The 26,503-nt window shown below is 59.2% G+C and carries 16 protein-coding genes and 1 riboswitch; of the genes, 6 read left to right on the top strand and 10 right to left on the bottom strand.

The window, feature by feature from the left end:
* The coding region (locus EYB53_RS18715) for an ATP-binding protein (protein WP_135479918.1) at positions 1–1,780 on the top strand (1,780 nt) is incomplete at its 5' end.
* A 37-nt stretch (positions 1,781–1,817) separates the two neighbouring features.
* Positions 1,818–3,911 carry a GmrSD restriction endonuclease domain-containing protein gene (locus EYB53_RS18710; RefSeq protein WP_135479917.1) on the top strand — a complete coding sequence of 698 codons (2,094 nt, stop codon included), beginning with the start codon at positions 1,818–1,820 and terminating at the stop codon, positions 3,909–3,911.
* Positions 3,912–3,983: 72 nt separating this feature from the next.
* On the opposite strand, the gene EYB53_RS18705 is transcribed toward EYB53_RS18710, so the two are convergent.
* On the bottom strand, positions 3,984–4,286 hold the full coding sequence (locus EYB53_RS18705) for an RloB family protein (protein WP_167857476.1): 303 nt from the start codon (positions 4,284–4,286) through the stop codon (positions 3,984–3,986).
* 47 nt (positions 4,287–4,333) lie between these two features.
* Positions 4,334–5,662 (bottom strand): AAA family ATPase, encoded by a 1,329-nt coding sequence (locus tag EYB53_RS18700; RefSeq protein WP_135479915.1) that lies wholly within the window; start codon positions 5,660–5,662, stop codon positions 4,334–4,336.
* A gap of 891 nt (positions 5,663–6,553) precedes the next feature.
* On the opposite strand from EYB53_RS18700, the gene EYB53_RS18695 reads away from it, so the two are divergent.
* A complete protein-coding gene (locus EYB53_RS18695; RefSeq protein WP_135479914.1) occupies positions 6,554–7,834 on the top strand; it encodes a DUF418 domain-containing protein in 1,281 nt (426 codons plus the stop codon).
* A 7-nt stretch (positions 7,835–7,841) separates the two neighbouring features.
* On the opposite strand, the gene EYB53_RS18690 is transcribed toward EYB53_RS18695, so the two are convergent.
* On the bottom strand, positions 7,842–9,215 hold the full coding sequence (locus EYB53_RS18690; RefSeq protein WP_135479913.1) for an NAD(P)/FAD-dependent oxidoreductase: 1,374 nt from the start codon (positions 9,213–9,215) through the stop codon (positions 7,842–7,844).
* Positions 9,216–9,457: 242 nt separating this feature from the next.
* On the opposite strand from EYB53_RS18690, the gene EYB53_RS18685 reads away from it, so the two are divergent.
* On the top strand, positions 9,458–10,102 hold the full coding sequence (locus EYB53_RS18685) for a cysteine hydrolase family protein (RefSeq protein WP_205712686.1): 645 nt from the start codon (positions 9,458–9,460) through the stop codon (positions 10,100–10,102).
* Between the two features lie 69 nt (positions 10,103–10,171).
* Here EYB53_RS18685 and mgtE read toward each other — a convergent pair whose 3' ends face one another.
* Together mgtE and EYB53_RS18675 are read right to left on the bottom strand one after the other, a co-directional pair.
* Entirely contained in the window at positions 10,172–11,524 is a 1,353-nt protein-coding gene (gene mgtE / locus EYB53_RS18680) for a magnesium transporter (protein ID WP_135479912.1), read from the bottom strand.
* A 358-nt stretch (positions 11,525–11,882) separates the two neighbouring features.
* Positions 11,883–12,049, bottom strand: a riboswitch (M-box (ykoK) riboswitch).
* A 126-nt stretch (positions 12,050–12,175) separates the two neighbouring features.
* Complete coding sequence (locus EYB53_RS18675) at positions 12,176–13,276, bottom strand: glycoside hydrolase 5 family protein (protein ID WP_254151135.1); 1,101 nt, start codon at positions 13,274–13,276, stop codon at positions 12,176–12,178.
* A gap of 90 nt (positions 13,277–13,366) precedes the next feature.
* On the opposite strand from EYB53_RS18675, the gene EYB53_RS18670 reads away from it, so the two are divergent.
* Positions 13,367–14,755: an FAD-dependent oxidoreductase gene (locus tag EYB53_RS18670; RefSeq protein ID WP_135479910.1), complete on the top strand. Its 1,389-nt coding sequence runs from the start codon at positions 13,367–13,369 to the stop codon at positions 14,753–14,755.
* Positions 14,756–14,971: 216 nt separating this feature from the next.
* Positions 14,972–17,983: a protein kinase domain-containing protein gene (locus tag EYB53_RS18665; protein WP_135479909.1), complete on the top strand. Its 3,012-nt coding sequence runs from the start codon at positions 14,972–14,974 to the stop codon at positions 17,981–17,983.
* A gap of 107 nt (positions 17,984–18,090) precedes the next feature.
* Here the strand turns inward: EYB53_RS18665 and EYB53_RS18660 are convergent, their stop codons facing one another.
* From EYB53_RS18660 to EYB53_RS18640, 5 genes are read right to left on the bottom strand one after another with little or no spacing between them, the layout of a single operon-like run.
* Positions 18,091–18,705: a sulfite oxidase-like oxidoreductase gene (locus tag EYB53_RS18660; RefSeq protein ID WP_135479908.1), complete on the bottom strand. Its 615-nt coding sequence runs from the start codon at positions 18,703–18,705 to the stop codon at positions 18,091–18,093.
* 12 nt (positions 18,706–18,717) lie between these two features.
* Positions 18,718–19,449 (bottom strand): 6-phosphogluconolactonase, encoded by a 732-nt coding sequence (gene pgl / locus EYB53_RS18655; RefSeq protein ID WP_135479907.1) that lies wholly within the window; start codon positions 19,447–19,449, stop codon positions 18,718–18,720.
* Positions 19,446–20,450, bottom strand: a complete 1,005-nt coding sequence (locus EYB53_RS18650; RefSeq protein WP_135479906.1) for an aminoglycoside phosphotransferase family protein — start codon at positions 20,448–20,450, stop codon at positions 19,446–19,448. The genes pgl and EYB53_RS18650 overlap by 4 nt, the downstream gene beginning before the upstream one ends.
* On the bottom strand, positions 20,447–23,899 hold the full coding sequence (locus EYB53_RS18645) for a flippase activity-associated protein Agl23 (protein ID WP_135479905.1): 3,453 nt from the start codon (positions 23,897–23,899) through the stop codon (positions 20,447–20,449). The genes EYB53_RS18650 and EYB53_RS18645 overlap by 4 nt, the downstream gene beginning before the upstream one ends.
* 3 nt (positions 23,900–23,902) lie before the next feature.
* Entirely contained in the window at positions 23,903–26,323 is a 2,421-nt protein-coding gene (locus EYB53_RS18640) for a flippase activity-associated protein Agl23 (protein ID WP_135479904.1), read from the bottom strand.
* Positions 26,324–26,503: the final 180 nt, after the last annotated feature.

Here is a 26,503-nt window from a genome sequence, read left to right as displayed (position 1 = left end):
GGGCGTGGCCGGGGGCGTGGCCGGGGTCGTGGCCGGGGTCGTGGCCGGGGGCGTGGCCGCAGTAAGTACATCACTCCACCTCTGGAGTTACCCATTCGGCCTGCTCGGGGTGCTGCGGGTTGCGTTCGGCAAGCCTACCCCGGCGCGGGCGCGCTGGTTGCCGCCACTCTGGGACGAACGGGCCGTGCTGCCCTTCCCCTGGCTGAGCCGGGCTCTGGTGAACCTGGCCCGACACTACCCGCAGGAAGGGCGCGAGGTGCTGGCTCAGGTTGCGGCGCATCCCTACCAGCGCCGGGCGGCATTGCAGGCCTATGTGCGGCTCACGGTGAACGAGGCCGGGCAGGCGCAGAGTTTGCCCACAATCGCCAATCTGAACAACAGCCTGACCTGGCTGCCCGCCGACGACGATCTGCTGCCCCAGTTGCGCTCGCTGTTGCCAACCCTGCGCGACATCAGCAAGGAGGTCGCTGCGGCGCTGGAGCCGGGCAGTAGTGTTGACAACCAGATCAACCGTTTGCACGATGCCCGCCAGTACATCGATGAGACCCGCCAGGGCGGGTTCTGGTCGGCCACCCCCGATCTGGCCCCGCTCCAGGCCACGCTGGGTGCCTGGGACAGGATCATCGCCGACCGCATCAACCAGATCGAGCGCGAACTCCAGGCCCGAGGCTACATCCGCAACCCCTACAAACCTTCAGGCAATCCGCTCGAACCCGACCGCAGCGGCGACCATGAGGTCTTCCGTGGGCGCGATGCGACCTTCGAGCGTCTGAGTCGGCTTGTCGGCGACAACAGCCGCCCAACGCCGCTGCTGCTGGTTGGCCCGCGCCGCAGCGGCAAGTCCTCGATCCTGCGCTTCCTGCCCAAGCGTATGAGCAGCAAGATCCTGCCGGTCGATCTCTCGATGCAGGCCCAGGTCGACAGCCTGCCGGCCCTGCTCGAACGGCTGGAGCAGGACATCCGCGAGCGGGCGCTGCGGGCGAGCAATCGGCGCAGCGACATGCCCAGACTCGACCGCAACCGGGCCGAACGGGAACCACTGGCGGCCTTCTGGTCCTGGATCGACCAGGTCGAACAGTGGCTTGGCGAGCAGGTGTTACTGCTGGCCCTCGACGAATACGAAGGACTCGAACGAGGCATTACCCGCGGCACCTATGATGAGCGCGTGCTGGAAATCCTGCGCTCGCTCATCCAGGATCGGCGCAAGATCGCCGTCATGCTCGCGGGCGTTCACGAACTCGACGAAATGCGCCCGGTCTGGGCCAGCCACCTGATCAACGTCGTCTCGATCCGGGTCGGTTTCCTGGAGCAGGCCGACGCCCGCGGGTTGCTACGGCAGCCCACGCCTGCATTCCCCACCGCAACCCTGGCACCGGTCGAAGACGAGATCCTGCGCCTGACCCACTGCCAGCCATTCCTGCTACAAGTGCTGGCCTACAGCCTGATCGAGCGGCTCAACGCGCAGGGTCGGTACACAGCCACCCCCGCCGATCTCACCGCCATCTTGCCCCAGCTCTTCGCCGAACAGACCGGCGCCTATCTGAGCGATCAGTGGCGCACCGAGAGCGGCGGCGACATTGGCGAAGCCGTCCTGACTCGGCTGGCGCAGCGCCCGCACAGCGGCGACGAACTGCGCACCCTGGTCGGCAGCGACGACAGCTTCGGGCGGCTCCTACGGCGCATGACCCGCCGCGAGATCATCACCCGCACCGAGGATGGCCACTACCAGATCACCGTGCCGTTGCTCCAGCACTACATTCAGCAAGAGACGAGGTTGTAGGGAGATGTAACACCCGTTATTCCAGTGGAGTATTACAATGCACGACACCCAATCCCGCACCGAATCGCTCCTCGACACGATTCGAGGCATTCAGCAGCAGACAATCATGCTCCCCGAGTTCCAGCGCGACTTCCGCTGGGAACTCGACCGTACCTACGATCTGTTCGACTCGCTGGTGAAGGAGATCTTCATCGGCACGATCATCTATGGCAAGCCATCCTTTGGCATGACCTTGCGCGAAATCGACACCCGTCCGCGCAAAGGCAAGGGCAGCAATCGGCGACTGACCGTCCATGCCATCGACAGCGACGAGATGAAGCGTCGGGCACAGACCGAGAACCTGCGCATCGTGCTCGACGGCCAGCAGCGGATCACCGCACTCTACCGCGCGATCACCGGCATCGACGAGGTCTACTGCATCGTGCGTGACGTGCGCCACGAGACCAACCCGCACCAGTTCGAACTGGAAGCGATTTTAGAAGAGTTCGCCGGCGAGGAGCGATCCGACGCCATCTCGGTGCGCCTCGTCGATGCCTATACCGCCGAGATTGAGAACTGGGATGACGAACAGATGGATGAGCGGTTTGCGGCCTCGGCCTATGCCCGACAACAGCTTGCCGAAGCCGACCCTGACACCATCAAGCTGGATCGGCGCATCTATCGGCGCACACTGCGACGCCTGATTGAACTCTACAAACGCCAGAAGATGGTCGCTTTCTACCTGCTCGATATGACCCTGGAGAAATTCTGCCTCTTCTTCGAGCGCAGCAACAGTCGGGGCATTCAGCTCAACTTCATCGATATTCTGGCAGCCAAGCTCTACAGCGGGTTCAACCTGCGCAAACGGATCGAGGAGTTCGAGACCCAGACCCAGTTCCAGATGAACCGTGAGGTTATCGTGCGCACGATTGCCTTCATTCGTGCCACCGAACGGGGCGGGCAGATCAAGATCGACCGTAGCTACATCCTTGAGCACCTGGAGGCTGCCGACTTCCAACGGCTCTGGGACGAGGTCTGCACACTCTATGCTTCCACACTGCGCTATCTGGATGGACAGCACTTCATTCTAGCGCAGAACTGGATGCCCTCAGAGAACATGCTCATCCCGCTCATGATCTTCCTACGCGAGATTGGCGGCGGCTTCGACCGCATGAGTGAGGAACAACGGGCCTTCGTCGAGTTCTGGTACTGGGCTTCAGTCTTTGCAAACCGCTACAGTACGGCGACGAACGAGGTCATCATCACCGATAGCCAGGCACTCACCCAGATTGCACATGGCCAACCCATCACCGCCCGCGGTTACTTCCGGCGTTTGCGCTCACTGATCACTGAGCCGACCGACCTCTACAGCTACACCCGGCGTGCCAGCCTGACCTATCGTGGTGTGCTGAACCTGCTCGCCTACAATGCCAGTGGCTTGCACGACTGGAGCAGCACCCAGCGCATCAGCCTGGCGACAAGCGATCTCGACGACCATCACATCTATCCCCGTGCCTACATTGCCAGCCGGCCCGAACTCGATATGGACAACGACGAGGCCGAGCAACTGGTCGACTGTGTCGCCAATCGCACCCTGATTCCCAAACGCCTGAATATCCGCATCGGCAAACGCTCACCACATGACTACCTGGATGAACTGCGGCAGAAAAAGAATACCCAGCTTGCGGACTGTCTTGCCAGCCACCTCATTCCTGCCGAGATCCTTGACGAACAGACCTGGGACGGCCTGTTCGGCTTCTTCGTCGAGGAGCGTGCCAAAGCGATCTTCGCGTTGATAGAGCAGTACGCGATGACGCCACTCACAGAGATGGCTGAACGCTACGGAGCTGGCAGCGACATCGAGCACAATACTGCATCTCGGCGTACCAGTCGCGACCGGCTGCCGCGCATGCTTGCCGATGGGCGAATCAACGTCGGCGACCGGGTCTACGTTACCGGCCATCCCAATGCCGTTGCCACAATTGCAAGCGGCTACGATGTCGAGTACGAAGGTCGGCGCATACCGATCAATACCTGGGGCCAGCAGATCACCGGCTGGGCGTCGATCAACATCTACGCAAACGTCTATCTGGAACGCACCGGCAAAACCCTCGAAAGCCTGCGCCAGACGAGCGAGGATACACCAGAGTAATGGGCCGCTGGAATACGACAACCTGACCCGCTCGCTGGAGAACAAGCAGCGCCGTTACATCTCCCGATCTCATTACTGACGGCGATGCCGATTCAACTGCTCAACCAGTTCGTGTACTGTTGTGGACGGATCGTCGTTTTCTGGACGCCAGGGGTTATAGCATGCAAGCAAGCGCTGAGCATTGGCAATTGCTGTTGCTTGCCGTTCGTACAGGAGTGTATAGATCTGCACGTCGTTCTTGGCATAGCCATGCGTGAGTCGCCGAGCTAACCGATCACCGTAATCGCTACGTGAGATCGCAGTGTGATGAAAGTCAAAGTGGAGCAGATACCAGAGTTCAAAGGCTTGATTGGAGAATGCGCTGGCGTACCTCACGAACGCCGATGCGTCGCCGGGATCGACCTTGTGCAGTCTTACCCGATTTATTCCTGGCCATGTTCGGCCTCTAGCAAACCGGCTAAATCCCCAATAAACGGCACCGCACCATAGCGCCCGGCGATATAGTCCTTCTCAAACGAAGCATCGTTGCGCACCATGCGCTCGTCAAGACGATACTCGACCAGCGAATAGAGATCTGAGGCACCTCGACGCGATTTCTCGACAAACCAGATCTGATCACGCCGAAACAGCTTCGCACTGAGCAAGTTGGTGTTGTGCGTGGTGAAGATCAACTGGGCATGGTGCGGATTGGTGACCGGATCATTGAAGAGCTTGATCAACTCGACTGCCAGGTTCGGATGCATGCGTGCATCCAACTCGTCTACCACCAGCACCCCACCCTTCCGCAATGCACGGACGATTGGGTACGCCAGCGCAAAGGCACGACGAGTACCAGCAGACTCTTGCGCTTCCAGGTCAAAGGCCACCGTACCCACCGATCCTCCGTCACGATCATAACGCTGATGATAGGTTTTCACACTCACAGACTCGACCTTGTCGCTATTTTTCGTCAGCCGGTCGAACATCTGTTGCATCAATTCGGAAACCTCGGCAGGCATAGTGGATGGCGGTTGAAAAGGCACACGTTCGATAGCGATAGCCTCAATGCCGATATCAAGCCGCCGTACCAACTCCTCAATTGCTTCACGATCAGATGAACGCTCAAAATTGTGTAGTGCCTCAATCAAATCGCGCTTGTCAGTGACACCAAGATTCACACCAAGCTGCCCAAACCAGCGCACCAGATCGCCGGCGATTGCCCCGTTATTCTGGGCGACCACCGACAGAAACAGCGCATTGGAACGAGTTCGTTTTTCAAGGCCCAATCCTTCCCGAAACGAGCGGGAATTGACCTTGATCTGCGCATCGTGACGTTCAAACAGGGTGAGTTCACGCGATGAGCCGAGCCGAAACAACCATTCCCGCACAATCTGTTCCGAATTCGCCGCAAAACCATAGCGGTATTGCTCATCTGCAATGAGAAAGACGATCTCGAAGGTCGACGGGAGCCGTTCTGTTTCCGTATTCAGGCGGAACGGCTCCACCGGGATCGGCTCGCCAACCTGAGTATCGCTGAACGACCTGCCTACAAACGTGCGCATAAAGCGCAGCGCGGCAATCAGATTGCTCTTACCACTTGCGTTGGCACCATAGATTGCGGCACTGGTCAACAGGCGCACGTTTTTTCCTGCACTGAACACATTGTGCTCGTCAAGCGACGCTGGGCGTGAGGAAATCTTTGCCGCCTCCATGCTCAGGGTTACCTGATCTTGAAACGAACGAAAATTTTCTACGCTGAACTCAATTAACATAGCTCGCTCCGTATCGAAACACTGATATGCGTGAAAATATCACACGTAAAGATTATAGCTACAAAGGAAGGCCTATGTCAATCGGTGATCGGGCAAACGCTCGATGTAGGCCCAGGACGGCAGCCCAGGTGCATGGAGTTCAGTCCCTGAGCGTGGCAGGGTGCGCCTGGCGAATGCTGTCGATACCCCGTAACGATGCCGATGTTTACGTCACGTTTTGGAGCCATTTTGGCGCTGTTTTGGCGCCGTTTGGGCGTATCGCCGGGCGGCCTTTCCTGATGCAGACGCGGAGTTTCCGCCATGCCCCGACAAGTACCGCCTGGTGTCCGTCGTGCACACGCCCTCGTGGCGTGAATGGTCGTGCTGTTCCGGGCTACGGTTGTGCATCGTGGATGCTTCGCGATAGACGCAATGCACGCATCGTCAGCGCAGGGTGTCCCATGCTCCAATCGAGGGATCGCGATGGTCGTGTTGGGCCATCATGCCACCTTTCGACCGCGAGCCGCCTGCACCAACCCGGCCATCTGGTCGACGTACGCGCTCCAGCCGGCCAGCGCCAACGGAAGATGCAATTGCCCTAAAGCACGCGCCCCCGTCCAAGGCCCACGCCCGTGGGCGGGGCGCATCCTTCGGCCCATCATTCCATGACCATTGTCATCCCGCTTTGATGACGATCGTCACTCGTCAGATCCCCGGCCACGCGGTACTATACCAATGACGATAGACGATAAGTGGTACCGTATGGTCAGCGCTGTCATTGGGACGCCCACGATCCTTCGCTACGCTCCTCACCCAACCCAAGGTTTCAGGCTCCTGTACCGTTCGGAGGCATACATCGCGCCCTGATACGCTCGCCTATTTCCTATTTCCTCATTGACAGGAGGTTCACCGATGACGCAGGCACCGGCAATGCCCGACGTTTCGCCAATGCCCCAGGCGTCCGCTCGCCCTGTGGCCGAGACTGAACGCATTGCGACGATTGATATCCTTCGTGGATTCGCGCTCTTTGGCATTCTGACGGTCAATATGTATCTGTTTAGTAATCCGTTTCAGAATTATTTGCTCCCGCTCGACCCGAATATGCCCTGGTATGATCGGGTTGGCCTCTGGTTGGTGCATTTTCTGACCGAAGGCAAGTTTTATACGCTCTTTTCGCTCTTGTTTGGCCTGGGTTTTGCGCTTCAGCTTCAGCGCGCTCGCGCACGCGGCGGCAAGTTCTGGACGGTCTATATGCGTCGGTTGCTGGTGCTGCTGGGGTTTGGCCTTGTTCACGCCTTTTTTATCTGGATCGGCGATATTTTGGTCCTCTATGCGCTGCTCGGGTTTGTGCTTTTGCTCTTTAGCAAAGTCAAACGCCCACGTACCTTGCTAATCTGGGCTGGCATCTTTCTGGCGATCCCGCAAGTGCTTAGTCTGGCGCTCGCTGCCCTGATCGAGTTTGGCCGCACTGTGCCCGAGGCTGCTGTCCAGATCGAGGCGGCGTTTGTCGAGCAAGAAGCGATGTTTGCCCAAGAGGCTGAGCGTGCGCGCGAAGTCTATCAAACGGGCTCGTTTCTGGAAATCACGGCCCAGCGCGCCCGCGATCTTCAGACGATGTGGCTTGGTACCCTCACGATGGCCCCGACGGTCCTGGGGATGTTTCTGATTGGGGCCTATTTTGGCAAACGCGAGATCTTTGCTGATCTCGATGCCCATACGGGCCTTTTCCGTCGCCTGGTTATCTGGGGTTTTCTGATCGGCATTCCAGCTAATCTCTACTATGCCTTTGCGATCATGCAGATCTCGCGGGCGATCTTTGGCTGGGATCTGGCTTTTGCGAATCTGGCCCTGGCTATCGGTGGCGTGGCTCAGTCGTTGGCGTATCTCGGTAGCATCACGCTACTCTCGCGCCGTGATCCGTGGCAGCGCCCGCTGAGTGCGCTCGCCCCTGTTGGGCAGATGGGCCTGAGCAACTATCTGTTGCAGTCGATCATTGCGACCCTGATCTTCTACAGCTATGGCCTGGGTTTCTTTGGGCAGGTTGGGGCGGCAGCCGGCTGGCTGATCGCCATTGCCATTTATGCCACCCAGATCCCGCTGAGCCACTGGTGGATGCGGCGCTTCCGCTACGGTCCCGCCGAATGGCTCTGGCGTACGCTGACCTATCTGCGGTTGCAACCAATGCGTCGCTAAGGCTACCTTACAACTGTCCCACGTCCCCCCACTGCGCCAGACGCGCCATATACGCCGCATCATCGTAGCGGCGCAGGTCAAAGGCAGGGGCATACGCGGGCAGGCTGGCCCCGACGACGTGAGCCGCGACCAACTCGCTCGCGCCACACGCTGCCATCAGCCCAAATCCACCAAGTGCGCCGATGATGTAGGTCCCCTCAACTGGCAGGGGGCCTACCAGTGGGCGGTTTTCGCGGGTGCGCGTGTAGTACCCACCATCAACATAGCTCTGCGGCAGACGTTCGAGGTAGGCTGCTAGCCCTGGAATGAGCGTCGCCATGCCACGCAGCACCACCTCGCTCACAACGGGATCGACCGGCAGCGGAAAAATTGGCTCGACCGGGGTTGTGTGATAATCCCAGAGCAAGAGCAGCGTTGTTGCGCCGGGGCCGCCTTCGGGCCGCCCGTGGGCACCGGCAGGCAACGGGTCAAGCAGCCAGCGCAACGCGGGGTCCTCCGCCAGCGCTTCGCGCTCCTCGGTCTCCCACGGCAACACAACCGGATCGTTGAGAATCAGCAGCGGTGCGTCACGGGGTACGATGCCAAGCTGGTCGTTGAACGAGAGCTTGAGGTGCAATTCGTTGTAGATTGGCAGCTTCAGGCCGAGCATGGTGCCGATCGTCTGCTGGAGCGGGCCGGCCGCGCTGACCAGGGCACGCGTAGCGATCTTTGTTGTGCCACCATTGACCAGATCCACCTGCACCCCGCGTACTGCCCCTCCCGCCACCTCAACACCAGACAAGTGCCCGCGCAGCAACTGCACCCCGGTGGCACGGGCCTGCTCAAGCATCAACATGCCAAGCTGACGTGCGCTAAACCAGCCGGCCCGTCGCACATGCAACGCGGCAACAGCCTGCTCGGTCAAACACGGAAAGTGTTGCTGCAGCAAGTCACGGTCAAGGATCATATCGGCCCCATCAGGCTGATCGGCAAAACCATGCGCCGACGCAGGCACATACGGCACGCCCGATGCACCCGCCCGATGCACGCGCAACGGGCCAGCCCCAGCCGCACTGACCTGCTGCGCACTCGCGTGCAACCGCTCGGCACCCACCGGATCGAGCGTGACATAAAGATAACCACGCCGATTCAGCAAAAGCGCATGATCCGACGCCAGCGCCTCCAACCGATCAAGACTCCGGTTCATCAACGCCACCATCGCCTCATCGGGCCACCAGTTGCGATACGCCTCACTCGACTTATCACTCGTCAGCGCCAACGGATCGCCCTGTTCCACCAGCACAACCCCACGCACCCCATGCGTCACCGCCAACTCATAGGCCGTCGCAATCCCCGCAATCCCCGCCCCACAAATCACCACCTCAGCCGACGCATCATTCATCACCCACCACCTCTGCGCCTCTGCGCCTCCCCGCCTCTGCGTTAAAAAAACCACCCGCTATTGTAACGCAGAGACGCCAAGACGCGGAGACGCCGAGATTTCGCATGCCTTGACAGCCCCCTCACTCTCACGCATAATTGAAGACACAGCCAAACATCACCTACACCAGGGTTCGCACACGAGGAAGCACGTGATCGTGCATTGCTGTGTCTTGGTATGAAAAAAACTACAAAAAGGAGCCAATGATGGATCCGAAAACGACTGCGGTGGTCTTGATCGAGTTTCAGAACGACTTCACGTCGGAGGGTGGAACGCTTCACGATGCGGTGAAAGGGGTCATGGCCCAGAATAACATGCTCGCCAACGCGGTTGAACTGGCAACCCAGGCCCGCGAGCTTGGCGCAATCGTCATTCACGCGCCCATCAGTTTCGCCGAAGGCTATCCCGAGCTGCCCACCGAGCCCTATGGCATTCTCAAGGGCGTCGTTGACAGCAATTCGTTTCGCAAAGGCACCTGGGGGGCGCAGATCATTGACATTATGACACCCCAGGCTGGCGATCTGGTCGTCGAGGGCAAGCGCGGGCTCTGCGGCTTCGCCAGTACCAACCTCGATTTCATCCTGCGTCAGCGCGGCATCAAGACTGTCGCCCTGGCCGGCTTTTTGACCAACTGCTGCGTTGAGTCAACAATGCGCACCGCCTACGAGCTTGGCTACAGCGTGATTACGCTCACCAACTGCACCGCCACGCTTAGCCCCGAAGAACAAGAAATGGCGACAACCAAGGACTTCCCCATGTTCTCGCGGCCAATGACGCACGACGATTTCCTTGCGGCCCTTGGTGGCGGCGAGGCGGTCGCCGCCGCAGGGCGCGGCTACGAAGCGTAAGATCATGCAAAGAGGAAGCGGCCAGATACATCTGGCCGCTTCCTCTTTGCATGATCAAGGCGAGAACCCTCACACAATGCCGAGCAACCAGGTCGCCAGCGAGAAGTAGATCAAGACCCCGGCAATATCCGAGAGCGACGTGATCAAGGGCCCACTGGCCGTCGCCGGATCCAGGCCAAAACGACTCAAAATAAAGGGTAGTACCGTTCCGATCAGGCTCCCGGCAATGACAATGATGATCATCGTCAGCGATACCACCATTGCCACCTCGGATCCAGTACGGAAGAAAGCGACCAGCCAGACAGCCACGGCCATCGAGACGCCAAGCAGCGCAGAAACCAGCACCTCTTTGCGCAACGAACGCGCCCAGTCACTCTTCTTGATATCGCCCATCGCCATCGCCCGCACCATCAGGGTCGCCGATTGCGATCCGGCATTGCCGCTACTCGCGATCAGCAACGGCATAAAGAAGACCAGGGCCACCACCGCTGCAATCGTATCCTCAAACGCGGCAATAATCGCCCCCGAAAAAATATTCACAAAAACCAGCACAATCAGCCACGGCGCACGCTTCATCACCAGTTCGCGAATGCCCGTTTCAGAATAGCTTGCCCGTAGCGGGGCCACCGCCGCGCTCTTGTGGAAGTCCTCGGTCGTCTCTTCGTCGGCGACATCGATCAGGTCATCGAAGGTGACAATGCCCACCAATACGCCATCCGAGTCAACGACCGGCAACGAGGCCAGGTCATAGCGGCGCAACGCTCGCACAGCTTGCTCGCGGTCATCAAAGGCCGAAAGCACAATATAGGCCCGATCCATAATCTGTTCGACCGTTTGCTCTGGCTCGGCCATAATGAAACGCCGCAGATCAATCGCATCAAGAAAGCGCCAGCGGCCGTCGGTAACATAGATCGTATTGATCGTTTCACTGTCGCGCCCTCGCGTACGAATATGATGTAACGCCTGTGAGATCGTCCAAGTAGGGCGAACCGCGACATAGTCGGGGGTCATCAAGCGCCCGACACTCTCTTCGGGGTAGCCGAGCAACTGACGCGCTTCACGCAGATCCTCAGGGCCAAGCAGATTGAGCAATTTCTGGGTCGCCTGGCCCGGCAATTCTTCAAAGAGTTGCGTTCGGTCATCAGGACTCAGATTCGCCAGCAAATGCCGGGTCTCTTCGCTGTTCAGTTGGGTCAAAAGCTCATTCTGCTGCTCGGTATCAAGGTGGGTAAAGACTTCACTTGAGATCTGGCGTGGCAGCAAGCGAAAGACGACCATCTGCTCGGTGGGGTTCAATTCCATCAGCAGATCGGCCACTTCAGGCTCGGGCCAGAATGCAAGCATGGCACGCAATTCGGCCAGTTGGCGGTCAGCAACGAGTGTGCGGACATCCTCAACGTTGGTGCTCGGAAACGTGGTCATGGTTCCCCCCCGCTATATGCATGCAACATGCACTGTTGTGTGCCGTGTGCAACGTGATAGAAGCATGGCGCGGGGTCGGCACAAAGGCCAACCAGAGGCAGATCGCCGGTACAACCGACTCCAGAGGGAACAAAAAACCCGGTGGAGCAACGCTCACCAGGTCTGAGGCAACATCAGGGGCATGCAGTCATCAGCACACGCCCACCGTGGAGGCACAGGCAGGGAGAGCAATTCTCAGAGCGGTTGTATGCGCGACACCGCGCCGCCGTGAATGACTACTAACGTCCATATTCCTTCCAGATAAACGAAATGCCCCTCACATGCACATGTGGGGGGCATCAGCAAAAGAAAAGCTGATGAACTCCCCCCTGGTTGAGCTTAAGCGTTCCCACAACGTAGCAGTCGTGCTGCAGTCATCTTAACACATCCCTTAAGCCGAGAAGTGCCGTGTACCTCTGAGCGTCTCTCGACGGGCCGAGGCAATGACCTTTGTTTGTGGGAGCGCCGCGCCTAACGAAGGAGCATCGCTGCATATTTCACTCTCTATGGCCAAATTGTATGCCTGCGAGGGTGTTTTGTCAAGCACCTGTGCTGGCGACAACCTCTGTCCATCTCGCCCGCGTGTGGTGAATGAGGCCAGCTTTGCTGGCCTCATTCACCACACGCAAAAGCATACTCCTGGACGGCGAGATAGACGGCTCGCGGGGTGCCGTCAGGGGCAACAAAGTTCCAGGCATCCGGGTACGAGCGCGTCGCAAACGGTGTGCTGTGTTGCCATAACGCAACTGCTTCGAGCCACGGGTAGCTGCGCGCTTGCTCGTACATGGCTATCGTCCAGCGTACGCGGTCAGCCGGGCGTACCGCTGCACTCCAGCGCGGGTGGTCGTTGTAGCCACCTTCGGTGATGATGAGGCGTTTGTCGTGGTCACCAAAATCGTCAAGCATCGCTCGTACCAGTTCGATGCGCCGAAAGTTGACCCGCTCAGACCCCGGCGGTGCGTCCGGCGGCTCTTGCCCCCCATACGCATGCACGGCCCACATATCAAAGTATGGCCCCGCTTCGGCATCGTACAGTGAGGCTAGGTATTGCATGTCATCCATCCGACTTGCGCCATCTTCCAGCGAGGTTCCCGGCGAGAGTGCCCCGGCAATAATGATTGCCTCTGGGGCAACTGCTTTGACCGCCGGATAGACGACTTTGAGCAAGGCGGCATAGGCACCAGGGTCCGGCGGACGTTCGCCCCATTCAAAGCGGAGGTTCGGTTCGTTCCAGATGATTAGGTGCTGTACTCCCAGCGGGGCGTAGCGCTCGGCAAAGGCGGCTACGTAGGCCGCATAGTCGTCGTAAAAGTCAGGATCGAGGTAGCGGTCGGTCGTGTTCGCCGGCCTCGCCCAGCCTGGTACTAGGTCAAGCCGGGCAACCACGGTTAGCCCCTGACGCCGCGCATGCTCGATCACCAGATCCGCCCCGACCCAGTCGTAGCCGTACCGCGAGCGCGGTTGCACATACGCCCACGGAAAGAGCTCGACAATCCACGGCGCTCCCATCGCGCGTACCTGCTCCAACGCACCGCGAATATAGGCCTCGTCACCAATGCCCGTAAGCCGCGTGTGCAGGCCAATGCGATCATTGCAGGTAACGACGGTCTGCTGTGGGGGAAGATCGAGCACCCGTGGCCCACGGAGATGCAGAAATTGAATGAGCAGTAGTCCTACGAGAAGTACCACCGCAATGCCTCGAACAATGAGCATGAGCATACCTTGCGCCAGATTCTTAACCGTGATATAACGGTAATAGGCGACCGTTTTAAATAACAGATTACTATCGAAAGAGCACTCACGATGCGTGTAATTATAGCTGGTGCCGGGCCAGCCGGAATGGTTGCGGCTCGCAACCTGATCGATCGCGGCCACGAAGTCATTGTACTGGAAAAGCGTGATGTTCCGGGCGGCAAAGTTTCCGCCTGGCAAGATGCCGACGGTGATTGGATCGAGTCCGGTCTCCATGTCTTTTTTGGCGCTTATCATCATCTCCTTGGTTTTCTTGATCGTTATGGTCTCGGTGATACCTTTAATTGGAAGCCCGCCGAGATGATCTTTGCCTCTGAACGCCACGGCCTCGCGGGGATTAGTTTTGTGCCCTGGCTACCGACGCCACTCAACGGGTTGGCTGGCGTCGCCAAATTCAAGCCACTGACGCTCGGCGATAAGGTGCGCATGGGCCTTGGTTTGATCCGCCCGATCTTTGGCGACCAGTCCTATGTCGATCAGCAGGATAATGAGAGTTATGCCTCGTGGCATCTTCGTCACGGGATGGGCCAGCGCTCGCTCGATGAGGTGATGCATACGATGGCCCTGGCGCTCAATTTTCAACGTGCCGATAAGGTGTCGGCCAAGCTTGCCTTGACCGCAATGCTCCACTTTGCCCACGAAAAGAATGCGCCCAAAATGGCCCTCGTCAAAGGCTCCCCCGATACTAATATCTGGCGCCCCTTGATTGCGCAAATCGAGCAGTTGGGCGGTCGCGTTGAGCTTGGGCGCAAGGTGAGCAGCATTGACTATGACGCCGAGACGAATCGGGTCATGGGTTTTGTCCTTGATGATGGCAGTACGATCACTGGTGATGTCTATATCTCGGCGATGCCCGTCCATAATCTGCGCAAGATCATTCCTGATCGTTTGCGCGAGTATGACTATTTTGCCAACCTCAAGCACCTCAAGGGTTCACCCGTCATTACGCTGCAACTCTTCTTCGACCGTCGGATCGCTGGGGTTGACAATCTGCTCTTTAGCGCCGGTACGCATCTGAGTGTCTATGCCGATATGGCAATGGTTGCGCCCGAATACCATAATGGCGGCAAGAGCATTATGCAGTTTGTCGTCGCACCAGCCGAAGAATTGATCAAACTGCCCGATGATGAACTGGTGCAGTTTGTGATGGAGGAGTTCCGGCGCTTGCACCCGGTTGCCCGTGAGGCAAAGTTGCTCAAGCATACCATCGTCCGTATTCCCAATTCGGTCTACCAGGCACTGCCCGGCGTCGATAAATATCGCCCCGACCAGGCTACCCCGGTGAGCAATTTCTTCCTCGCCGGCGATTATACGCGCCAGCACTTCCTGGCTTCGATCGAGGGCGCAACAATCAGTGCCGAACAGTGTGTCGAGCGCATTACAACCGCGATCAATCATGGTACACTGATCCCGGAACACGCAGCCATCGCTGCCGATTAAGGCCAGGGCTGTTGCAAAGTTATCCTGATTGTCCGCAGATTACGCAGATTACGCAGATTATGACTTGCCCATCTGCGTAATCTGCGTAATCTGCGGACATTATCTAATCCTACTGGGACTTTGCAGCAGCCCTACGATTAAGGCACGTATGCCGCGAGCGCTAGCGGCCCGCCCGCCCTGGTGGGCAAGAACATTTTGTTGGCGCTGAGGTAACTCATGCTGGCACCCGAGACGACTCTCCATGACCACTATCGCATCCTGGCGGTGGTGGCTGAGTATGATGACGAGGTCATCTATCGTGCGCTCGATACTCGCCATGCACTGCGCGTGATGATCGCGCAATTGCCCCAGCCAGATGCCCAGGCGTTGACTGATGTGCAAGCGCTGGCAACCCAGATCGCCAGTGTCGAGGCTCCGCCGTTGTTGCCCCTGCGTGACCATTTTGCCCAGGGGTTCAGCTATTTTGTTGTGACCGATGATCCAGGCGGCCAGTCACTCGATCAACTCGCCCGTCAACCCCACGAGCCTTTGTCCGAAGATACGGTGCTTGGCTATGTTGAGCAACTCTTAAATGGACTCGATCATTTGCACGAACGTGGCCCGTCCCTCCTGCTAGGCGATCTGCGCGCCACCGATCTCTGGTCATCACTCGATGGCTCTCTCTTTCTGGCTCCGTTTGCGCTGCTGCGCCACGTTGGCTCCGAACGCTCGCCCTATCGTGCCCCCGAGTTGCACGATCTTCACGCCGAACCAACGACAACGAGCGATGTCTATGCCATCGGTGCTGTGCTCTATCAGTTGCTTACCGGATCGGCCCCACCTCCAGCCCCTGAGCGTCAGGCTGGTACAATGCTCGATGCACCACGGGCGATCCATCCCCGCGTCTCTGTTCTGGCCGAGCAACTGGTGCTGCGCTCGCTTGAACTCAAGCCCGTAAATCGCTATCAATCCGCCCGCGAGATGCGCAGTGCCCTCCATGCCGTACGCTTGATGGCCGGACGAACGCTCGGCACCGCCGAGCCAGTCGCGTCAGTTCAGGCTCCAGGCGTGGTGTCGGCAAGCGCCCCAGGTCAGATGCTCGCCCCGGCTGTGCCTCCTGAAATTGCCGGGCCATTACCGCCTGCCCCACCACCTGTGCCATTCCCGTCTTCGTTTGGCACAACTCTATCCACGCCCGCTCCCACTCAGCCGGGTGCGGACAGGTCGAATAAGCTCCTGGTTGCCCTCACAACGGCGCTCGTGATCATCGCCCTCTTTATCTGTGCGATGGGTCTCTGGCTCGGTTTTCTGGTGTTGCGCGAACGTGCGGTGTTTTCAGGCTCGGACTCAGCAGCCCTCGGCACATTGGGCGGGGCACCCGGGGTGGCGGGCACCCCCGATCCTGTCACTGCTTCACTCATTCAGGCCGGGGCGATCTTTACCCAGACCCGCCAGTTGCGTGATGAACGGGTTGGCGCAGTGCTCTATGCGCCCGATGGCGGGCTGATCGCAACCGCGCTTGGCCGGACAGTTGAGTTGCGCAGTGGTACGAGTTTTGAGCCCCTGGCTCGCCTCGAAGGGCACGCTGGTGATGTGAGCGCGCTCGCGTTCGCGCCCGATGGCCGCATCCTCGCCTCGGGTGCCCAGGATGATCCTCGGGTCTACCTCTGGGATGTAATGACCCGTCGCCAGATCGGGCAGTTCGAGGGGCATACCGGCTGGATCAGGAGCCTCGCCTTTTCACCCGATGGCAGCGTGCTCGCCTCCGGAAGCACCGATGCAACTGTGATGCTCTGGGAGGTTGCGTCAGGTCGGTTGCTCGCGACGCTCAGCGGGCATCGCGCCTATCTTGGCAATCTTGCCTTTAGCCCGGATGGTACCACTCTCGCGTCGGCCTCGCGTGATGGTACGGTGCGTATGTGGGACGTAGCGCGTGGCCGCGAGCTCACTACCTTTGCTTATACCGGGCCAATCAATCCAACCAGCGGCGAGCCCTACTGGCTCACCGGGCTTGCTTTTAGCCCCGATGGGCGCCAGCTTGCGGTTGGTTCAGTCAATGGCTCAGTCTATCTGCTTGAAGCTGCCACCGGCCAGTTTGCCTACGAATTGCAAGGCCATCAGAGTTGGGTGGGTATGCGTGGTGTAAGTTTCAGCCCCGATGGCACCACCCTCGCCAGCGCAAGCCTCGATGGTAGCGTGCGTCTATGGGATGCCCGCAACGGGACGAGTCGCGGCACCCTCAGCGAGCAGGGGTTGCAACTCTTTAGCCTGAGTTGGCATCCCGATAGCACCAGGCTGATCGCGAGTAGCGATACTGCCGGTGGGCTAACGGTGTGGGATATTCAGCAGGGCTTGCCTCAACAACAGATTTTTTTGAGCCAGGGTACCGTCATTGCCCTCACCTATGCGCCTGATGGCAGCGTCCTTGGTACCGGCGGCGTCAATGGTACCGTGAACCTGCATCAGCTTGTCACTGGCCGCCAAGAGACCCTCAGCGGAGGATCACCGACCGGCCAGTATCTCGCCCTGCTTAGTCCAACTCGCATGGCTGCGATCAATGAGGATGGCGCCCTCGTTGTCCTCAGCCTCGATGGTGCCAGTCATAACCGTCAACTCGCCGGTCTCGCTGGGCGCGCTGTGACCCTCGATGTGAGCGCCGATCGGCAGCGTATCGCCGTAGGCAATAATCGCGGCGAAGTCGTGATCTGGCACACGGATACCTTTGATGTTCAGCAGACTCTCCACGGCCTCAGTGGCTCGGTGCTTGCCGTGACCTTTAGTGATGAAGGGCGCACGCTCGTAGCAGCCTCAAATACTCCCTCTGAACGCCCCGAAATCATGGTGTGGGACGTCACGAGTGGGGCCGAACTGGGACTCTTCCGTGGACATAGCGCCCCAATCACTGCCCTGCGGATGATCGCCAGTCAGGATCTTGTGGCTAGTACGAGTCGCGACGGTACCCTTAAACTCTGGCGCGCTTCGGACGGTACCGAAGTACGGACAATCGAGGTCGCACCAGATGATGGCTGGTTCACCAGTGTAACCGTCTCTGCCGATGGCGCGCTGATGATTACTGGTAGCCTTGGCGGGCGCGTCACCTTCTGGGAGACCGCCACGGGTACACCGTTGAACCAGATCGATCTGGCGAGCCACGGACCAATCCTTAACCTGCTCTTGCGCGACGATAGCCTTCAACTTGCCATCGCCACCCGTGATGCGGGCGTGCTCCTCTTTGAACCAGAGTTCTGATGGCAGGGCGTCCGGATAGTGTTCAGGATTCTCCTGGGAACGAGGGCGTCCCGCCCTCGTTCCCGGGCTTTGCCTCTTACCCCAAGTGTGAACAGTTACGGCGTCCGTTATTCCGCGTAGCGCTCCTCTTTCCACGGATCGGCATGATTGTTGTACCCGTAGCGCTCCCAGAAACCAAGCTTGTCATGGCTCAGAAACTCAAGCCCACGTAGCCATTTGGCACTCTTCCAGAAATATTTGCCCGGCGTGAGCAAGCGCAAAGGATAGCCATGCTCGGGGGTCAATTCTTCACCCTCATACGTATAGGCTAGCAGCGCATCGGGGTGCAGCAGAACCTCCAGCGGCACATTCGCGGTAAAGCCATATTCGCAGTGCGCAATGACATGCGTTGCCGTCGGCAACAGGGCCGGGATCGCCTGCAGAAAATCACTGAACCGCATCCCTCCCCATCGTGTATCAAGCTTGCTCCAACGGGTTACGCAATGAATGTCGGTCACAATCTCGACCGTTGGCAAAGCTCGGAATTCGGCAAAGCTCAGGCGTGCGGTCGTTTCAAGTTCCCCCCACACACGCAGATCCCAATTCTGCTCTACATCAGGATACGAAGGAACATTGCCATAGTGGAGTACCGGGAACTTGTCCGTCACATACTGTCCCGGAGGCACCCTCCCGGCTTCGGCAGCAGTATTCTGATCATCCTGCTTTTTGTACGCTTTGAACATCGTTCCTCCTCATCATGAAAGCTCACGTGCGGCAGCCGCATCAAGCATCCAGGTCACCCGCCCAGCGGGCGGACGCACCAGTTGCGCTGGCAAGCGTTGTGGATCATAAGCACCTTGTAACACCTGACGTACCATCGGGGCTTTGTCGGCCCCGGCCACAAGAAAGATGACCCGACGCGCCCGATTGAGCGCATGGGCCGTCAACGTCACTCGTGTTGGCGGAGGCTTCGGTGCATCGGTGACGGGCGCAACGAGTGTTTCCGGGCTAGCCTCAAGCTGGGGAAAACCGGGGAAGAGCGACGCCGTGTGACCATCAGGCCCCATGCCAAGCAAGGCAAGATCGATCTGCCCCGCATGGCGCTCAAGCAACGCCTCGACCTGGTTTTGGTAGACCCGGGCGGCTTCTTCTACCGGATAATAGGTCGCCACAGGAAAGACCTGCTCGGAAGGGATGGGCACATGGTCAAGCAGGGTTTGCCGAGTCTGAAAATAGTTGTTTTCGCGATCATGAAAAGGTACGAGCCGCTCGTCGGCCCAGAGGATGCTCAAGGTGTGCCACGGTACCATGTTGCGCAGGGGAGCCTGACACAACTGGTGAAAGACCCCCGGCGGGGCCGAACCTCCCGAAAGCACAACCAGGGCACGGGAACGTTGGGCAAACAGGGCTGCCATCTGACTCGCTGTGGCCGCCTGCGCTTCTTCGACCGTCGGATAGACCAGGATCTCCGGGTTGATACTCATCATGCCCCCTGTCGGCTCGGCATACCTGCCACGGTTTCAAGCAAACTCCGCGCTTCGTCACGGGCGGCTTCGTGGGGCAAGGCGCGACTGTAGCGATACGAGGCAAGCCAGTAGCTCGCCAGTAACCGTAGCAGCGGTAAGCGTGTTTGTTCTTCTTCACGCAACGGCATCGTCGAGCAGTAACCGTCGAGTAGACCCTCGCGCCAGGCGGCAGGATAGTTTGCACAGAGGCCCGTCGCCAGGTCAAAGAGACCGTCACCACCAACACACGCTCCCGGTTCGACCAGGGCCTCAAGATGCACATGTGGCCCCGATGTACAGCGGACGGCACCTGGCCCAAAGTTGCCGTGCATCAAGACGGGATGCTCGCAAATCAGCCGCGGATCATCAAGCAGACGCGCAACGGCCTCCTGTTCAGCCTCGCTGAAAACGAGGCTATCAGTAGGCGGCGGGGCAAACGAGTGGCCGAGCCGTGTCAGCGTCGTCTGCCAGCGCTGCGTTGGCCAGCGCCCATGCTTGTTGGGCCGCCATGTCCCCGGTGTCGTCACCCGCTGCATCCGCCGCAAGGCGCGCCCCGCCTGACGCCCAGCACCCCGCAAGAGGTGCGGTTCCGTCAGGTCAGCCGCGCTGCCCCCGGGTACGTAGGTTTCAAGCGTATACGCAAAGGGCAAGAGGCTCCGTGAAAGATCACGCTGGATAATCTGTGGCCCAGGGAGTTGTTGCCCATTCAGGCAGCGCATGAAAAAGATGTAGCCGCTCAGATCATCCTCCGGGGCAATGCGCAGGATGAGGTGTTCATTCAAGGTCGAGATCCGCACCAGTAGGTGCGCTTCGGTCTGCCCATAAAAGACCACTTCGCGTGGACGAAGATTCGTTGCGCGGATAATCAACGTCGTATAGTCGCCCAGGCGCGCCAGTGCTTGTCGCCAGGGTTCACTGACCCCTTCGGTGACCGGGGGCACATAATGGTTGAGATAGCTGTAATCGGCTGTCCGTGAAATCATGGCATCTGGATTGCTGGTAATACAAAATAGAGCACCCGTCCCGCTAGGCGATCAGTCACCCACACTCCTCCGTCGGCATCAACGGCCATCCCACTCGGTCCATTCAGTGAGGCAAGATCCTCGCCTGGCCCACCCCAGCGCAGCAGTGGATCACCCCGCAGGTTGAACGCAAGCACCTGATTGCTAGCCGGTACACTAACAAAAACGGTACTTTCAGCGGTTACGGCAATCGACGGGTCATCATAGGTGTTTTCATTCCACCCGCTGATCCGCCAGGTCACCAGCGGGATGCTGCTCACCCGCCCTGACCCATCCGGCGTAAAGACTTGCACCCGCCCATTCCAGATGTCGGCGACAAAGACATTGCCCCGTGCATCGACGGCCACCCCGGTCGGCTCATTGAACTGGCCGAGCTCACTCCCCGCCCCTCCAAACTGGTAGAGGAAGGCGCCCATATCATCGGTGACGACAATGCGCCGGTTGCCGGTATCGGCAATATAGACCTTGCCTTCATTATCAACGGCTATGCCGCGTGGCCCAAAGAAGCCCAGCGGATTGGCCTCATTGCGTACCGGGTCGCCATCGGTGATCGTCGCCCGTCGCCCGTCGGCCAGATCGCTCTCACCCGAACCCCAAGTTGTTATAACCCGTCCCTCGGGATCGTATTTGACCACCCGTGCGTTCCAGGTGTCGGCCACATAGAGGTTGCCCGCGCTGTCTACGGCTAGGCCACGTGGCTCGTACAACTGGCCCGGTTCGTTGCCAAAACCACCGATGGTGCGAATTAGTTCACCTGTGGCGCTAAAGACGTGGATCTGGTGCCGCCCGGTGTCGGCTACATAGAGGTTGCCATTGGCATCAACCGCCGCCCCGGTCGGGTTGCCGCCTTCCAGTGGCCCCGCTGCAACCTGCTGTGCTACCAGACGCAACGACGGTGCCGCGCCGGTCGTGCCGCTCCCTATTCCGCTCGCCTCACCAACTCCACCCGCTAGATCGCGCCGCAACCAGAATTCCATCTCGCGTGCGCCTGGCACAAGTGGGTAGGGCAGTTCGCGATAGAGCACATATTTACCCAACGTACCCCAGTTTTCACGCCGGAACGGCCACATCAGCACTTCAAATGGCCCATAGACCTCCGCCGAAATGTCGCGCCCACATCCGCCCCCTTCCGATGTGCCCTCCAGTTGATCGCGTGGCGTCCAGGTACTGTAATAAAAGCGTTTGTACCCCGGACTCTGCGGTGAACACTTGTCCCCTTCGGGGAACCACCAGTTGAAGACGCTCGCCGGACCGTAGGGCTGCACATATGCTTCACTCAATACGTTGCGCACTTCAGTGGTCACATGGGGCTTGTAGAGCATGACCACCGGGGCGAGCACCGTGGTGCCGTCGGGCATCTGCGCCTCGAAGGTGCTTTGCGTCGGATTCGTCTGAAAGTCCTCGCGTTTCGTCCAGGCAACCCGCTGGAATTCGCGGAAGTACCATTGCAACGGCCACGCCAGTGAACCGTCACCCGACGGCCCGCCACTATCAACAATGATCGGCATGCTCAAGCCACCAGTTACATCCTCCGGGGTGCGTGAGCTACGGGTCAGATTGATCGCCAGTTCGCGCACATCGGCGACATGCCGCGGCACATCCGGGGCGGTCTGGGTGTAGATCATCGGCTCGATCGGCGTATCTGGATGGGTATAGACCACCAGCCAGGTGGCTCGGATCGTATACGCTCCAACCAGCACCACCAGCGTCAACCCCGCGACCGCGGCTACCTGGCGGGCACCAAGGTGATGCGCCAGCGTCAGCAACCAGTAGATCATGCCGCCGGCAATCAGGAGGGGCACCAATCCTTGCAAAAAGTTCCGCTGCGCCTCTTGCCCTGCCCCGGTCTCGCCCAGTCGCCAGAGCGCAACGCTCACGGCAACCCCAATCAAACTGGTCAGTACCGGGACGAGCCAGATCGTCGCTCTCGCGAACGGCCTGCCTTCTCCAACACCATCCTCGGCAGATGGGGTTGGTCTGGCCGCTTCGATCATCTTCGCAATCACCCATGCCATCAAGAGGTTGCCCGGCAGCGCCATATGCACGACCAGCCACGGCATCTTCTCGCCTGCCCACGAAAAGATGATCAGCGCCGTCCAGAACCAGAAGACGGTCAGCAATGGATAGAGCGGCCACGGTTTGGCCGGCACGACAACTGCCGCCTCAGCCGCCGGAGCCTGCTCGTCTTCGGCTGAAGCCTCCGGTACCCGCGCTTTGCGGGCGGCAAGCAGGCGCTGCGCCACCGCCACAATCATTGCGACCACAGTGCCAATGCCAGCCGCGAACGCCAGCGGATCATAGAGCGGCAAGAGGATCAGGTAGTAGTACCACGGCTGATCGCCCCGCGCATACTCTTGCTGGCTGCCCAACCAGTACGCTAACCCCGCATATAATCCATCAAGCGCTCCCCGCATGTAAATAAAGAATGAAGAGTAGAACACAAGATAGATCGATCCAAGGATGCCCAGCGCAATCCAGATCGTCTCACGCCGCTCACGCCACAACTCCTGAAGCCGCGGAATCAAGATGGGCTGTGGCTCCCACAGACTCTGACAGAGCCAGGCAAGCAGAAAGGCCGTCGCAACCAGAAAGGCTTTTTCGCCAAAATAGAGCCCCTGACCAACCGGGATGCGCGGGTTAAAGACCATCAAGACCAGTGCCAGCGCCATGACGCCAAGCAAGAAGAAGTTCAAATAGCGGGCAAAGCGACTCTCGGCCAGCAAGCGCATTAATACAAAGACGCCAAAAATAAAGAAGAGAATGTAGTAGAGTTCATGCGTTGCAACCGCCAGGGCGATTGCCACCGCTGTCAAATAGAGCCACCGGGCCTTGCCGGTGTCAAGCCAGCGCAGCGCCCCGATGAACATCCACAGTTCCCAGAGCACCATCAGGCCATCGTGGCGTGCAAAACGCGTATAGTAGAGTAAGGCCGGCGTAAACCCGAGCAATAGCGCCGCCACCAGGGCACCCTCACGCCCAACATAGGGCCGGAGCCACCAGGCCGAGGCGACCAGGAGCATGCCAGCGACCGCCATCGGTAGGCGCGCCTGGGCGTCGCCATCGCCAAAGAGGAAATAGGCGAGCGCCGTGAAATAGTAGAGTGACGGTCCATGATAGACCGGATCATAACAGTAGGTCGGCGAAACGCGATCAATGCGGGGGCGGCCCTCTACCTCCACTCCGCTCCAGCAGTTAAAGCCGCCAGCACCGGTATAAAGCCGCCAACTCGACCAGGCATGAATGCTCTCATCATGATGCAGCGCCATCCGGTCGAGGCCCCAGAGATGGGCCATCACACTGGCAATGATAATCAGCGTATAGGCAACCACTTCCCATCGCACCCGCGCCAGATCAAAAGCACGGGTCAGGGCAAATGGGCGTGGGTTTGGATCAATGGTCTCAACTGCCATGTTCTATCTTGTTCCACCATCAAGCTGTCCACTAAGACCAATTCCGATCTGGTTCGCAAGTTCGGGGCGCACGGCGATGACAAAGTCGCTTGAACCAAGCGCTGCCCCAGGGTCACGGAAGATCAAAAACCGCCACCAGCGCTCGCCAACCTGGCGATCAAAAGGATTGCGCAACAACTGCCCTACCAGTGAAGCCTGCTCGAGCGGTACGTCCCGCCAACCTGGCCCAAGGCGGTAGACCTGATCTTCAGGAAACCACCAGCGCAACGGGTAGCGCTGCACAACAAAACCCTCCAGGATTGTACGATTCTCCGGGAACCGGTCAAGATTTTCTTGCAACAGAAAGACTGCCATCACCTCGTTGCCCGGTGCCGTTCCCAGCGTTCCCGATACACGTCGCGCATTGCTGAAATTGCGTAGGTACCACGTCCAGACCGTCTCATTATCATAGATCACCGGCATCGCCAGGCCGCGACCACGTCGTATCGACGCTTCTTCCACACGCCGAACCACTCGCATGACATCAGGCGATGTCTGCGTATAGACCATCGGCTCGCGGGGCACATCCCCATTGACATAGACCAGGCGCACGGTGCTACGCATAGTATACACGCTCAGCGCGAGCACGACACATGTCACAAGCATCCCGGTGGCCGCTCGAGCGCCCCAGCGCAAACCAATGCCAATCGTAAGCAACGCAACCAAGACAAGCGTCGCCGCCACCACCATCCACGGATAGAGGCGCGCCTCTTCGCCGTAGGTCACGACCATGGTCATCAGGGTAAAGCTCAGCCCGCTAATCGCCGTAAAGAGTGCTCCGTAGATCACCCAGGCCGGGCGCGGAGCCACCGTCGGCAGGGGCGCATCGGTCGTTGGTCGCGCATGTCGCCCCCAGACCAGTTGTTGCACCGTCCAGCCCGCCAGTAGGGTAAAGGGCAGCGTGATATGGATCGTCAACCACGGCATCTTCTCGCCAGCCCAGGTATACATCCCCAGGGCCGCCAGTGACCACCAGGCTACCAGCAGCACCGCAAAATTGACCGGTGTTACCGCTTGCGTCACATCCACCCCGCGCACATGCTGCACCAGCCAGATTCCCACCAGAATCAGCCCGATACCCCCAAAGATCAGCAGCAACGGCTCGTACACACCAAGCAAAAAGAGGTAATAGTGCCCCGGTTGACCCCCGCGCTCAACATTATGCTGGGCCAACCAGTAGAGCAATGAACCAGCCACCCCGCTGATCGCCCCGAGGATATTCGTGAAGAAAGCGGTGAAGCCAATCAGATAAATCGCCCCAAAAAGCAGCAATGGAGGCAACCAGCGCCGCTCTCCCCCGAGACTCGCAAAGACCTGCGCCGACGGAGCCTCCTGCGCATAGGCAAGCTCCCAGGGCGTTTGCCCATCAACCCCGGGCCGACGCCAGATCAGATAGATCAGCGCACTCAATGTCCCCAGCGCCAACCCAGTTGCCAGCACCACCGCCGGATGCGCAAAAAAGCGCAGCAACTCACCGACATAGATTACCAGATTGGCAAAGAGGCTTTGCCCACCACTCGCATCATCGCGATTGCGCACCAGCAACGCATACCCATTATCGTCGGTCGGCAGCGGCGGCCACCCAAAAAGACCGGGGCGCTCAATCTGCATCGCCCCGGTCTCTGGATCGCGAATGGCATGATGGCCCCCATCAACCAGTGCCCGCCCGGGCACAACAAAAATCAGCGCCGCCACCACCACCCCCAGCAACGCAACCAGGACAATTCCAGGCCGATAGACCTGCCACAGAAACACGATGGCAAGCGGGGCCAGCATGATCAGCAAAAAGAGATAACTCGACTCGTGATTGATGAACATCAACCCGAATGCTGCCGCACCAATCATCAACCAGCGGAACTGCCGCGTACTCACATAGCGCACAATTGCCACAAAGACCAGGATCTCACACAGCACCGAATAAATGTCGTGGCGGAAGAAACGCCCCACATAGAGCGACACGGGCGACACGAGCAGATAGACCGCCGCAAGCAACGCGGCTGGACGCCCAAGCTCACGTCGCAAGAGATACGGCGTCAGCGTCAGCGCCGTCCCAGCCAGCGCCGGCATCAACCGTGCCGTGAAATCATTATCCCCAAAGAGAAAATAGCCGAGGGCCCCTAGATAATAGAGCAACGGTCCGTGCAGCAACGGATCGTGAATATACCCTCGTCCAACCAGCAGAAACCACGAATACGACGCATGCAACGTCTCATCGTGATGCAGCGACCGATCTCCGAGCGCCCACACATGTGCGAACAGAGCGACCACCCCAAGCAGGAGATAGGCCAGATGCTCTACCGTCAACAACCAGGGGCCAGAACGCTCGGCAGACGCAGCCAGTGACGGGGTGGCAGTTGCGTTCCGTGGCAGATCAACACTGGTCATCGCACCTCAAATCAAGCTCAAATGCAAGACAATAATCTGTGGGCATTGTACACGAGTCAACCTGCCTGGGCAACCAGAATCGCTTCAACCATAGATCATGGTACAATAAGATGTTGAGCTCCCAGGGGGATGGGGCCTGCGGCCCTAAATATAGCTCCCAAAAACTCACGTTGTGCTGGC

Source organism: Candidatus Chloroploca mongolica, from assembly GCF_004762035.2.
Classification (GTDB): domain Bacteria; phylum Chloroflexota; class Chloroflexia; order Chloroflexales; family Chloroflexaceae; genus Chloroploca; species Chloroploca mongolica.
The sequence above is the reverse complement of the archived record's forward strand: the minus strand, read 5'-3'. Positions and strand labels throughout refer to the sequence as shown.

Coding starts and splice junctions, on each gene's coding strand:
- EYB53_RS18710 (WP_135479917.1), top strand. CDS start 1,818: ATGCACGACACCCAATCCCGCACCGAATCGCTCCTCGACACGATTCGA.
- EYB53_RS18700 (WP_135479915.1), bottom strand. CDS start 5,662: ATGTTAATTGAGTTCAGCGTAGAAAATTTTCGTTCGTTTCAAGATCAG.
- EYB53_RS18695 (WP_135479914.1), top strand. CDS start 6,554: ATGACGCAGGCACCGGCAATGCCCGACGTTTCGCCAATGCCCCAGGCG.
- EYB53_RS18690 (WP_135479913.1), bottom strand. CDS start 9,215: ATGAATGATGCGTCGGCTGAGGTGGTGATTTGTGGGGCGGGGATTGCG.
- EYB53_RS18685 (WP_205712686.1), top strand. CDS start 9,458: ATGATGGATCCGAAAACGACTGCGGTGGTCTTGATCGAGTTTCAGAAC.
- mgtE (WP_135479912.1), bottom strand. CDS start 11,524: ATGACCACGTTTCCGAGCACCAACGTTGAGGATGTCCGCACACTCGTT.
- EYB53_RS18675 (WP_254151135.1), bottom strand. CDS start 13,276: ATGCTCATTGTTCGAGGCATTGCGGTGGTACTTCTCGTAGGACTACTG.
- EYB53_RS18670 (WP_135479910.1), top strand. CDS start 13,367: ATGCGTGTAATTATAGCTGGTGCCGGGCCAGCCGGAATGGTTGCGGCT.
- EYB53_RS18665 (WP_135479909.1), top strand. CDS start 14,972: ATGCTGGCACCCGAGACGACTCTCCATGACCACTATCGCATCCTGGCG.
- EYB53_RS18660 (WP_135479908.1), bottom strand. CDS start 18,705: ATGTTCAAAGCGTACAAAAAGCAGGATGATCAGAATACTGCTGCCGAA.
- pgl (WP_135479907.1), bottom strand. CDS start 19,449: ATGATGAGTATCAACCCGGAGATCCTGGTCTATCCGACGGTCGAAGAA.
- EYB53_RS18650 (WP_135479906.1), bottom strand. CDS start 20,450: ATGATTTCACGGACAGCCGATTACAGCTATCTCAACCATTATGTGCCC.
- EYB53_RS18645 (WP_135479905.1), bottom strand. CDS start 23,899: ATGGCAGTTGAGACCATTGATCCAAACCCACGCCCATTTGCCCTGACC.
- EYB53_RS18640 (WP_135479904.1), bottom strand. CDS start 26,323: ATGACCAGTGTTGATCTGCCACGGAACGCAACTGCCACCCCGTCACTG.